General features: G+C 38.7%; 12 protein-coding genes and 1 pseudogene. 5 read left to right on the top strand and 8 right to left on the bottom strand.

Going from position 1 to position 11,870, the window contains the following annotated elements:
* Positions 1-20: 20 nt before the first annotated feature.
* Both I6F54_RS04310 and I6F54_RS04305 read right to left on the bottom strand, forming a co-directional pair.
* Positions 21-230, bottom strand: a complete 210-nt coding sequence (locus I6F54_RS04310; RefSeq protein ID WP_166420498.1) for a histidine kinase dimerization/phospho-acceptor domain-containing protein — start codon at positions 228-230, stop codon at positions 21-23.
* A 14-nt stretch (positions 231-244) separates the two neighbouring features.
* Positions 245-1,585: a sigma-54-dependent transcriptional regulator gene (locus I6F54_RS04305; protein ID WP_165727625.1), complete on the bottom strand. Its 1,341-nt coding sequence runs from the start codon at positions 1,583-1,585 to the stop codon at positions 245-247.
* Positions 1,586-1,810: 225 nt separating this feature from the next.
* Here I6F54_RS04305 and I6F54_RS04300 point away from each other — a divergent pair, with 225 nt between their 5' ends.
* Positions 1,811-2,326, top strand: coding sequence for an NUDIX hydrolase (locus tag I6F54_RS04300; protein ID WP_197139909.1), 516 nt, complete (start codon positions 1,811-1,813; stop codon positions 2,324-2,326).
* Between the two features lie 117 nt (positions 2,327-2,443).
* On the opposite strand, the pseudogene I6F54_RS20245 reads toward I6F54_RS04300, so the two are convergent.
* Together I6F54_RS20245 and I6F54_RS04280 are read right to left on the bottom strand one after the other, a co-directional pair.
* Positions 2,444-2,858 (bottom strand): annotated as a pseudogene (locus I6F54_RS20245) (YgjV family protein); the annotation flags it as partial.
* Between the two features lie 49 nt (positions 2,859-2,907).
* The gene (locus I6F54_RS04280) at positions 2,908-3,474 is read right to left on the bottom strand and encodes a Crp/Fnr family transcriptional regulator (RefSeq protein WP_197139900.1); all 567 of its coding nucleotides are present in this window, start codon (positions 3,472-3,474) and stop codon (positions 2,908-2,910) included.
* A gap of 358 nt (positions 3,475-3,832) precedes the next feature.
* Between I6F54_RS04280 and I6F54_RS04275 the strand changes: the two genes are divergently transcribed.
* Positions 3,833-5,209, top strand: coding sequence for an NAD-dependent succinate-semialdehyde dehydrogenase (locus tag I6F54_RS04275; protein ID WP_165742193.1), 1,377 nt, complete (start codon positions 3,833-3,835; stop codon positions 5,207-5,209).
* A gap of 636 nt (positions 5,210-5,845) precedes the next feature.
* Here the strand turns inward: I6F54_RS04275 and I6F54_RS04270 are convergent.
* The 4 genes from I6F54_RS04270 to I6F54_RS04255 form a co-directional block, all read right to left on the bottom strand.
* Positions 5,846-6,160 carry a hypothetical protein gene (locus tag I6F54_RS04270; RefSeq protein WP_197118647.1) on the bottom strand — a complete coding sequence of 105 codons (315 nt, stop codon included), beginning with the start codon at positions 6,158-6,160 and terminating at the stop codon, positions 5,846-5,848.
* Positions 6,161-6,414: 254 nt separating this feature from the next.
* Positions 6,415-7,491 carry an endonuclease/exonuclease/phosphatase family protein gene (locus tag I6F54_RS04265; RefSeq protein WP_197139898.1) on the bottom strand — a complete coding sequence of 359 codons (1,077 nt, stop codon included), beginning with the start codon at positions 7,489-7,491 and terminating at the stop codon, positions 6,415-6,417.
* 23 nt (positions 7,492-7,514) lie between these two features.
* A complete protein-coding gene (locus I6F54_RS04260; RefSeq protein ID WP_197139890.1) occupies positions 7,515-7,877 on the bottom strand; it encodes a hypothetical protein in 363 nt (120 codons plus the stop codon).
* Positions 7,878-7,953: 76 nt separating this feature from the next.
* Positions 7,954-8,202: a TIGR03643 family protein gene (locus tag I6F54_RS04255; protein WP_166378022.1), complete on the bottom strand. Its 249-nt coding sequence runs from the start codon at positions 8,200-8,202 to the stop codon at positions 7,954-7,956.
* Between the two features lie 123 nt (positions 8,203-8,325).
* Between I6F54_RS04255 and I6F54_RS04250 the strand changes: the two genes are divergently transcribed.
* The 3 genes from I6F54_RS04250 to I6F54_RS04240 all read left to right on the top strand — a co-directional run bounded on the left by I6F54_RS04250 (position 8,326) and on the right by I6F54_RS04240 (position 11,836).
* Entirely contained in the window at positions 8,326-9,015 is a 690-nt protein-coding gene (locus I6F54_RS04250) for a substrate-binding periplasmic protein (RefSeq protein ID WP_165740948.1), read from the top strand.
* A gap of 29 nt (positions 9,016-9,044) precedes the next feature.
* Entirely contained in the window at positions 9,045-9,701 is a 657-nt protein-coding gene (locus I6F54_RS04245; protein WP_165727634.1) for a YoaK family protein, read from the top strand.
* Positions 9,702-9,775: 74 nt separating this feature from the next.
* Entirely contained in the window at positions 9,776-11,836 is a 2,061-nt protein-coding gene (locus I6F54_RS04240) for a TonB-dependent receptor (RefSeq protein ID WP_197139888.1), read from the top strand.
* Positions 11,837-11,870: the final 34 nt, after the last annotated feature.

Below are 11,870 nucleotides of genomic sequence, written 5' to 3'. Positions count from 1 at the left end.
GTGTTTAAAAAACACTGTATTTATTGAGAGTCTGATATTTTTTGTAAACTTTCGCTGCACTGTTGGCAATTATTGATAATTTTATCAAGTGCATCTAACGCTTTTTCTTTTGGCATATCGTTTTCAAGTACCAATTTAATAAGCTCGGCATTCATCGAAATACGATTTAGCGGCCCTCTTGCATCGTGTACTAATTTATTAAGCTGCTCTGTTTTATTGTCTGATGTCATACCCTTCCTCAGATCTATTTATATTCGCCAATACCGCCATACGCATTAAGACGGTTATAAAGTGTTTTTGTACTAATACCTAACATTTGCGCAGCAAGTGTTTTATTACCTTGCACTTTATCAAGCGTTGCATGAATAAGTTCTTTTTCAACTTCTTCAATTGTTTGCCCTGCCGATACTGGCTTTTCTGCAGTTTGATTATTAACACGCGAAAAAGGTGATTCTAAATTGTCAGGCAAAATAATATCGCTGGTTTGCGGATCGCTCATAATAAATGCACGGTGTATCGCATGGCGAATTTCACGCACGTTACCCGGCCATTCATAGCTTTGCAACTCTTTAAGCTGCGCTGGCGTCCAACTAAAGGCAGTGCCATTTTCGTCATTAAGTTGATCTAAAAACGCTTTAGCTAATAAAGGAATATCTTCTTTTCTATCGCGAAGTGGCGGTATATCAATAGGAAAAACCGCTAGCCTAAAGTAAATATCTTCACGAATAATATTATTTTGTGCTAAATCGGTAAGCGAGCGGTTAGTGGCTGAAATAACACGGCAATTTGTTGGTATTTCTCTGTTACCACCGACGCGCGTTACTTTTTTAGTTTCAAGCACTCGCAGTAAATTTGGCTGCATATCAATTGGCATTTCGGTTACTTCATCTAAAAACAAAGTACCGTTATTTGATTGTTCAAACACCCCTTCTTTACGGGCTATAGCGCCTGTAAAGGCGCCTTTTTCATGGCCAAATAATTCACTACCAATTAACTCTTTTGAAAGCGCACCACAGTTACTCGCCACTAACGGGCCTTCACACTGGCTAGCGTTATGGATAGCTTGAGCAACTACTTCTTTACCTGCACCACTTTCACCCATCAACATCACGTTAGCATTTGTTTTAGCAACGCGTTCAATCATATTGTAAAGCTTGTGCATGACCTCTGATTCGCCAATTAAGCCACCAAAGTGACGCGTTATACCGCTCGACTTTGCTTTTTTAACTGCTTTTTTAGGGCCATTTAAAACCAGTTCTAAATCTTCGCGTTGTAATGGCTTTAATAAATGCCCTACATTTGGCTCACACATTTCAGCTAAAATACCCTTCACTGAAGGATGGCCCGAAATAAGTGTAATTTTTGGAGATTGCCCAATCATTTTTAAATGATCGAGTAAATGCAGACCGCTGCCATCTGGCAACATAAAATCTAACAGCACATGATCAAAGGTATTATTTTCAAACCATTGATGCGCTTCTTTTAAACTGGTTGCGGTGCTTATATTGTGGCCGAGGAATTCGACTATGTGACATACAACGTCACTAAATTCGACGTCATCGTCTACTAAAAGTATGTTTAACATGATAAATCCCTATGCTTTTTTCTTATTCTACGCATCATAAATACTAATTTAAAGGCGCGCTTAAAATCTAATGACTTAAATAATTAAGTGATTCAATACTATTTATGTTACCAACTTAATATTTACGTATGCTTAAAAAAATCGATCACAAAAAAATAATTTAAATCGTTCCTATTCACACAATGATAGCAACTGATAATATAAACATCCCACAAAGGAGATGAAATGCAGCAATTAAAAACCCTGATTCATGCAGGTATTAATATCGACCAAGGCACTCAATTTACTCGCATAACAGGGCGTGCCATTGTAATTAAAAATAGTAAAATACTTTTAATGTACACAAACCGCTATGAAGATTACAGCTTGCCTGGTGGTGGCGTGGATGAAGGCGAAAGCATTGAGCAAGGCTTAATACGCGAACTAAATGAGGAAACAGGTGCACAGCAAATAAGTGTAGTAAAAGCCTTTGGACTCTACGAAGAGTATCGCCCTTGGTATAAAGACGATTTTGACATTATCCATATAAAATCGTATTGCTACGTATGTAATATTGCCGACGAACTTGGCAAAGCACAGTTAGAGCATTATGAGCAGCAAAATGGCATGACTGCTAAATGGGTTGATATCAACGATGCAATTGCTCATAACGAGCGCACACTTGCTAACAGTGAAAAACAAGGACTCTCCATTTTACGAGAAACCTACCTATTAAAGCGCATTGCTAAACAGCTTTTTTAACGTCTACTTACCTGTTTAAAAAACGAAATATACCGACCCCTAAGCTAATTTTTTAGGAGTATAAAACCGATATAGTCCTACTAAATTACTGGCCATAAATAGGCTTTCCATTAATACAGCTATCGGCGAGCCTACTAACATATTATGACTTATCCAAAGCGATGTACCCACCACCATAATTAAGCGTAAATACAGATCATTTTTTGAAACGAGGCAAAAGTCTGAATAAGTGTTGCAGCAAGTGCCAAACCACTTAGCCAGCTATACCAAGTAAAATGAACTGCTAAGCAACTAAGTAACATAAACGCCAACATTACCCATGTTTTTCGAGCAAATACACAATATAAATAACGTATTGCAGCAATTAACATTAGGCTACCCGCACTGGCATGGCCAAGCATAAAAAATGAACTGACGTAAGTAAAACAGAACTAAATAAACACATTAAAATAAGCGAACGAGACTTAAACTGAAAAGAAGCTAAATCTAATACAGTAGCGATGGCTACCAAGCACTGAGCAAATAAAAACATAGTGACTCCTGAAAAAACAGCAGTCTAACCAGCTTTACTATTTTTCCCCTTAACTTAAGTTAAGTCGTTTACGAATTCGTGATAACGAAATAGCCGATATACCAATATACATAGCCACTTCGGTTAAGCTTAGCTGTGCAAGCCAGTGCGGCTTTTTTAGTAACAAATAACGATAACGCTGCTCAGGGCTATTAAGTAGTAAAAAAGCCTCCTTTGCCTCTTTAAATATAAGCTGCTGAGCAACAAGCTGGTTTTTAATGTCGACCCATTCACTGCTATCAAATATATGTAATGGGACAACGATAACTGTGGCAGCCTTTATAACCTTTAACTGATAAAAAGCCTCTGTGTTTGTAAGCCAATTAGCAAACAATAGTGCAAATTCATCTTTAAAATAAAACTCCTTACACCTTTGCCCTCCATCAATTGTAGAGTGCAAAGCGCCAAGTACACCGTCAATAATTAAATAACCATAACGCTGCGTTTCGCCTTGTTGTAATAGCACTGTATCTCGGGAGAATTGCTTAACTGAGTATTGCCCCGCCAGCTTTTGTTTTAAAACGTGTGTAAGCTCGGCATAACTATCGCCCAGTTCAAATACATATGTTTGACTCATTTATTTGCCATTTTAATCATTTGCGAATTTTAGCTGCACTCGTATTAGCATATTGAGTAAACAACCTTATATTATCAGCGCTGCACTAAGCTTTATACGTGCGCAGTAACCATCAGTAATCAATAAGTAGCAAGTGAAGATTAGAAGAAACGTATCATTTTTATCTCTATGTAACTTTTTCTGCTAATTGCATTATTTACAGAACATATCAGAAAGCATTTTAAATAAAAATTATACTTTTATAAAAGTTAAAATAAAAACTCAAATATTACATATAGTTATAAATAATTTATTGATAACTACTAATCTGGCTTTTGTTTTGCACCCTTATAGATAATTAATTTGTAAGGAGATAGAAATGAGTAACACAGTTAAAACGATTAATCCGGCAACTGAGCAAACCATTAATACCTACACACTACTTTCTCAAAAGGAAGCTGAGCAGGTAATCGAAAAATCTCACGAAACATATTTAAAATGGCGCTTAACGTCGTTCACTGAACGTGCGAGATATCTTAATAAGTTAGCCTCACTTTTCGAAGAGCAAAAAGAAGCTATTGCAAAACTTATGACTGAAGAAATGGGCAAAGTTTACGAGCAAGGCTTTCAAGAGGTTGAGCTGTGTGCAGCTATTTGTCGTTACACCGCCGAAAACGGCCCACAAGTACTTGCCGACGAAGAACGTGATATGGAAGGTGGCCGCGCAATTATTAGCTACCAACCAACGGGCGTATTATTGGGTATTCAACCGTGGAACTTCCCGCTTTATCAGGTAATTCGCTACAGTGCTGCCAACATCATGGCGGGTAACACAACAGTATTAAAACATGCTGGTAACGTATTTGGCATGGCTGAAAAAATCGACACCTTATTTAAACAAGCAGGCTTCCCTGAACATTGCTTTAGCAACTTACTTATCGATGGTAAAACAGCAAGTTCATTAATCGCACACAAAGCAATTAGCGGCGTAACCTTTACAGGTAGTGATGCTACAGGTAAAAAAGTAGCTGAAGAAGCTGGCAAGCATGCTAAAAAGACGGTACTTGAGCTTGGTAGTAACGATGCCTACTTAGTACTTGATGACGCAGACTTAGAGTTAGCAGTTAAAACCTGTGTAACAGGCCGTATGATTAACAACGGCGAAACCTGTGTTTCAGCTAAACGTTATGTAGTGGTTGAGTCTCTTTATGATGACTTTAAAGCGCAAATAAAAGAGCAATTTGAAGCCATGAAAATGGGCGACCCAATGGCAGATGATACCGACTTAGGTCCAATGGCACGTGAAGACTTGCGTGACGGCATTCATGACCAAGTTATGCAATCGGTTAAAGCCGGTGCAAACATAGTAACGGGTGGCGAAATTCCATCGCAAACAGGTTACTACTACCCTCCAACGCTATTAGATAACTTATCGCCTGGCATGCCAGCTTACGATGATGAGTTATTTGGCCCAGTAGCTTCGCTAATAAAAGCGAAAGACAACGACGATGCAATGCGCATCGCCAACGACTCTCGCTACGGTTTAGGCGGTGGTATTTTCTCTAAAGATGAGAAAAAAGCTATTGAGCTTGCTAAAAAGCACTTTGACACCGGCATGATCAACATTAACGGTTACGGTTTAGCACAGCCTAACTTACCGTTTGGTGGTGTTAAAGGCAGTGGCTATGGCCGAGAGCACGGCGGCTTTGGTATGCGTGAATTTGTGAATGTTAAAAGCATCATGATCGCCAGCTAATTTAGCTAAAGCAGTTAAGTTGCGTATTGAATAAATATTTTTAATACACCTTTTAAAATCAAAAAATTATTAAGCCTAAAAGTGGGTAACCGCTTTTAGGCTTTTTTATGACTTTTAGAAAGTAATTTTCAGGAGAGAGTACTTAGTTTTTAGTAAGAGATAGTACCGAGTTTTGGATATATTCGTAGGTGCGATTTTATATCGTGCTTTTAATATAAATATGAGGAGTTAAAAACTAAAAAACAGCCTTTAATGTGAAATAAATACCGTGGTCTAATTTTATATTTAATCGTAAACTCTCATACCCAACAAGTGCTCAGTCGTTTTCTAATATCCTTGCTAAATAATTTACTACGGCCTGAACAACAAGCTAATCAATTAGCATCCTTCGCTTATCGCTTTAATCATAGCGAGTCCTAGCATTAACTCTTGCTCATGGTTATTTAATTTCTAATGATTGCTACTTTGAGTTTTCACCAGATAATTTAATGACGAATGGAAAATGATCAGTGCTATATTTAGCTAGGCACTCAAAGCGTTTTTTTCAAAGCCCTACTATTAGAAATAGTTATCGAACGCTCGGTGTATAAATATCTGAAATTATATTTTTAGTTTTAATAAATTTGATGTCTTTTTTCACGTTTCGTACTTTGCTGGAGCATCCATAAAGTGAAAACTGCCCCAGAGTAATAGTAAAAAAAACATGGGCAGAGAAGCCAATATAAGGTCATATTCTTTAAAATTATCGCTAAACCAATCGCATCCAAAAAATACAAAGGGATATATTAAAACGCCCCATAAAAAGAATTTATTCATGATTCTATTAAACAAAGGAATATCAATATGAGGCTTACTTCCTAAACCCATAAGGCTAGGGATAATCGCAAATGGGTATACAACCAAAGGTATAGCGCCTAAAACCAGCAAAGTAAGCCTGAAATACTCAAACATATAATTAAAAACCTAAAGTTTTAAAAAGTTAACGCTTATTGTAAATAACTTAAAATACAAACAAGGAGAGTTAACTGCCAGTCTTTATTTCGAGAGTTTTAGCATTGTCTACTTCTAATAAAGCAAATATGTATTTTAAAAATAAAGTCTAAACCAAAGAGCACAGTAATAATTCAGCACTCCGCAATTCAACACAAGTCGGCCTCAACTATTAGTAATTTAGTACTTTATATAAATACCGCTACATCTGATGTTTACTCGTCAAATTTTGGCACTTTTCGCTTATCTGCCTTGCTCATAGCCAGCTCTTGGATTTCTTCATGCTTTAGATCTTCGGGTTTATCTTCTAGTGACTCCTGATTGGCATTCTCATAAGAAAGCTCAGTAAGTAGTGCAAAGTGATCAGATCCATATTTAGCAAGACGCTTAATACGCTTTACTTTAAAGCCTTCGCTGTGAAATAAGTGATCAAGCGGCCAGCGCATAAAGAAGTAACTTGCATGAAATGTGTTATAAAAACCACGGCCTTTTCGAGGGTCTAAAAAGCCACTTATTTGCATAAACAAACGCGTGCTGCGCGACCATGCTACGTCGTTTAAATCACCGGCAACTATGGTAGGCCGTGTAGGGCTTTTAAGTGCTTTAGCCACCATTATTAGCTCTGAGTCGCGCGGGCGCGATGAGTCTTCCTCTGTCGGGCTTGGTGGTGCTGGGTGAATAAAGTGCCCTTGCATTTGCAGGCCTTCATCGTTTTCAAACAAAATATGAATAGAAGGAATATCGTCCTCTATAAGCTCACATATTTGCGCGTCGAGTATTTTAAATTTGCTGTACAGGTGCATGCCGTAGCGGTTGTCTTTAGGGCATTCAATAAAGTATGGGTAGTCTTTTTTAAGTACTGATAATTTATTTTCCCACCAGCTATCGCTTTCAAGCGTGATAAGTAGGTCGGGTTGATGCTCATCAACAAGACTAATTAACTGCTCACTTTTATGATTCGACATAAGTACATTTGCCGACATAATTCGGACGCTATGGTCTATGTGCTTTGGTGCGCTTTGCACTTCTTTTTTAGCAAGCCACGTGTACGGGTAAATCCACTTACCTTGTAAAATCATTATAAGTAATGAGGTTAAGGCTATAAACACGTAACCTATTGCGCTACTTTGCCATAATAAAAACAGCGAAGTAACAGCTACAAAACTGGCAATATAAAATACCTGTAAGCGCACAAAGTCGCAGCTACGCACTAAGTAATGCTGGCTGTACGACATAGGTAATAGGGTAACCAGTAAAAAAAAGCCAATAATTATAGCCAGCGCAATGAGCATTTTAATATCCTTATAAAGTTAATTTAGCGACTTAAAATTGAAAGTATTTCTCGGGTGTCGTGCACCATGTGAATAACTGTACGGTCTATCTCAATGCTTACTGTACCATTATCTCTAGAGCGTTCAATAACTCTACCTCGTTTATATAAATCGCGCTCTAAAAAGTCGCCTCGGTGGTAGCTTTTACTTAGCCCTGGTGGCGTCCAACCTGCGCGAATTAACTGCTTTGCCTCTTTTTTAGAAAGGTAGTCATTGTCGTTATGTTTATGCGAATTATGCTTTTTATGGCCGTGTTTATGACCATGTTTATCTTTATGCGGTTTTGCGTCTGCGCTTATTGAACATAAACCCAATGCTATTAGTGCTGTGTATATTACTGCTCTCATAAATAATCTCTAGCGTAGTTAATAGCTAAAGATTAACAAACATGGATGAACATCGTATGAAACACCCACCCCTCGTTTAACGTTGTTTATATTGAGTTTTACAATGGCTGCGCATAATAGCGGGATCGCGTAATTTTAAGTGTTTTGTTTTACGCCCTGCATGGCGTTTACGCCACACTTTAAAACTGCCTTTTGAAATATGTTCGCGCATAAATACCACCAGCTGCGGGTATTTTAATCCGTATAGCTGCTCTATTGCCTCATAAGGGGTTCTATCTTCCCACGCCATTTCAATAATGCGTGACTGTTGCTCTGGGTTAAACATGATGTTTCTCACAAAATTTAACTTATACGCTAGGTAAAAATACTTAGATCAATGCAATTAAGCTCAGTAACTGTATAATTGGCGTTCAATTTATGTACTTTAAAAGATATCGAATTTATATTTATGCGCGCAATATTCCTGTTTTTAGCTTTAACTTTACCTTCGTTATTACTTGCAGCGCCAAGTAAAACCCTGCGCTGCGTAACAACCCACTACCCGCCTTTTACTATTTACGATGAAAAAGCCGATACATTTACAGGTTTAGATATTGATTACATTAAGTTTATTGAAAAAAACTTAAACCTCAAAATTGACGTTGTTCATTTACCTTGGGCGCGTGTTAAAAAAGAGATGGAGCTGGGCTATTACGACTGCTATTTCTCATTGGCCAACTATAAAGAGCGTACAGAATATTTAGACTTTACTAGCGAGCCTTTGCATACCACTAAGTTTGGTTTATTCACGTTAAATGAAGATAATCTGCTTATTGATGATTTATCAAAAGCCGCTATAGCTATGTTACGCGGTGTTATTCTTCCCAAAATTATCGCTAAAAAGTACAGCCTTGATGAGAATAATCTGCTTCGTTCACTTTCAACTAAAGACACTTTTGAGCTACTTGAAAAAAAACGTGTTGAATACGCAATAACTAACTATCAAGCGGGTTTATGGTACTCAAAAGAATATAAAAACATTTATGCTCGGCAATTAAATGAGTTTACATTTCCTACTTATATTGCTTTTAAGCGTGGCGTAATTGATACAAAATTAGTTGATGAACAAATAAAGCGTTTTAAAGCACAAGCTCAATAATTAACTCTGCACATATTAAGAGATAACCAATGTTTACAAAACTACCAAAGTGGGTTGAATATGGCGCGTTTACACTGGCATTTATAGCGGGCATAGTTAACGCTGTTGGCTTATTAGGATTTGAACATCAGGCTATTTCGCACTTATCAGGCTCTGTCACTTTGTTGGGTATTAAACTAATGAGCAGTACTTCAGCCGCTTTACTGTTATTGAGCATACTAATAAGCTTTATGCTGGGCTCTGCGCTTTCTGGTTTTTTACTTGCAGGGCGTTCATTAAAACTTGGCCGGCATTACGACACGCTCTTATTTATTGAAGGCGCTTTACTGTTAGCAAGTGCCTACCTACTTGATCAATCTTATGTTTATGCAATTACGCTCGCATCAGCAGCATGTGGTTTACAAAACGCGTTAGCGACTAATTACAGTGGCGCAGTTGTTCGTACTACACACCTAACGGGTATTTTTACTGACCTTGGTTTAATGATGGGAAAAGCACTTAAAGGTGAGCAATTTGATACGCGTAAAGGCGTTATGTTTTTACTTATTATTGCGGGCTTTTTATTAGGTGGTATAACCGGTTTTGTTTTATTTGAGCATTACTTAGTGCTGGCTTTGGTGTTTCCTGCTGTGGCTTGTTTTGTTTTATCAATTACGTATCGGGTTTATAGGTTACGTACGCTTTAACGCAACAACTTTAAAAACATATAAAAACCACATACCATAAAAGCAATGCACTGCTATTTACTATAAAGGAATGTATGAAACCTTATTTTTTACCGCTGCTATTACCACTTAGCTACACTGCGCTTGCCAATAATCAAAATAACGATTCAATAGAAACCATAACAACCACTGCATCGCGCGTTGAAGCGCTATCTATCCCACTGCCTCTTTCAATAAGTACACTAAGTGAAGCGCAGCTAAAAAGCATAGCGCCTACCCATATTGAAGAAGCACTACAACGAGTAGCAGGCGCTAATATTCAACGCGGAAACGGCCAAGAATATTTACCCGCCCTTCGCTCACAAGTGCTTTCGGGCGCAGGCGCTTGTGGTGGCATATTGACTTTGGAGGATGGCATACCACTGAGAGCTGCTGGGTTTTGTAACATAAACGAGCTATTTGAAGCGCACAGCGAAATGGCGCAGCGCATTGAAGTGCTAAAAGGCCCTGGCTCTGCACTTTATGGCTCAAACGCTGTGCACGGTGTTATTAATGTAATAACGCCCGACACCACACAAGGCGGCGGCTTAGTTGGCATTGATTACGGTTCATACGGTTATGCTCGTTATAAATTACGCGCAGGGCAAGATTACGGCAACAGTGGTATAGGCATTAACGCAAGCATTACCGACGACAGCGGTTACCGTGATGATGAAAGCGTAGAGCAACAAAAAGTAAATATTCGCCACCGCTATTCAAATGATAATTTACTACTAACTTCAGGGCTTACTTACACAAACCTCGATCAGCAAACAGCTGGATTTATTACAGGCTTTGAAAGTTATAAAAACGAAGATCTCGCGCAAAAAAACTTTGACCCAGATGCATTTAGAAAAGCACGCGCGTTTAGAGCGTGGAGCAACGCAACATGGCAATTAAATAACAATGATGTGCTCTCTACTACGGTTTATTTTCGTGACCAAAGTATGGACTTTTTTAAGCACTTTTTACCCGGCACACCGCTTGAAAAAAACAGTCAAACCGGCTTTGGTGTGCAATCGCTTTATCAACATAATTTACAAAGTAATGTAAAAGTAAACCTAGGGCTTGATGGAGAATACACGCAAGCCGACTTTACTCAAAGCCAAAATGAGCCCACTCAAGGTTCTGCATTTTTAGTTGCTACAGTGCCACAAGGTAAGCATTACGATTACGATGTAAACGCCACGCTTTATGCCCCTTTTGCATCTATTGATTGGCAATTAAATAAGTGGTTACTTACCGCAGGTGTGCGCTACGAGCATATGCAGTACGACTACACCAATAATATGCTAGCAGGCAGAACAAAAGACGATGGAACAGAATGCGGCTTTGGTGGCTGCCGATACAGCCGCCCTGAAAGTGGAAAAAATAGTTTTAGTAATCTATCGCCAAAGCTTGGGGTTAGTTATCAGTACAATACAAATAACACGCTTTATGCTAACTTTTCTCGCGGTTACAGAGCGCCACAAGCGGCTGAGCTCTACCAATTACAACGCGAGCAAACCACTGCAAATTTAAGCGCCGAAATAGCCAATAACGCAGAGCTGGGTATTAAAGGGATTTACGAAAAACTACGTTATGGCGTGTCACTTTACGCTATGAGTAAACACAATACGATTTACCGCGATAGTGACTTTTTTACGGTAAATAATGGCAGCTCTCGCCATCGTGGTATTGAGCTTGAACTTGACTACCAGCTAACGCAGTCGCTTGCGCTTAACTTTGCAGGCACTCACGCAAAGCATACTTATACTAACAACCAAATACTTAACGGTTTAAATATAAACGGCAACGACATAGATACCGCGCCGCGTAATATTGCTAATCTCGATTTAACATGGCAGGCATTAAACAACGCGCAATTTGCTTTGCAGTGGCATCGCGTTGGTAACTACTACACCGACCCAGAAAACTTAAATAAATACCAAGGGCATGATGTTTTAAGCCTGCGCGCTCAGTGGCAAGTTACTAATAACCTTGAAGTGCTTGCCCGCATTATTAATTTAACTAATGAGGCTTATGCAGAGCGCGCCGATTACACCAGTTTTACCGGCGACAGATACTTCCCGGGTAGACCTCGTAACGCGATGCTTTCGGCAACTTATACGTGGTAATGCTTATTTAAGAGCTAAACTGATTTAAAGGCTA

The organism is Pseudoalteromonas sp. SWXJZ10B, from assembly GCF_015864475.1.
Lineage (GTDB): Bacteria > Pseudomonadota > Gammaproteobacteria > Enterobacterales > Alteromonadaceae > Pseudoalteromonas > Pseudoalteromonas arctica.
Note: the sequence above shows the minus strand (reverse complement) of the source record. Positions and strands in the feature narration are given on the sequence as shown.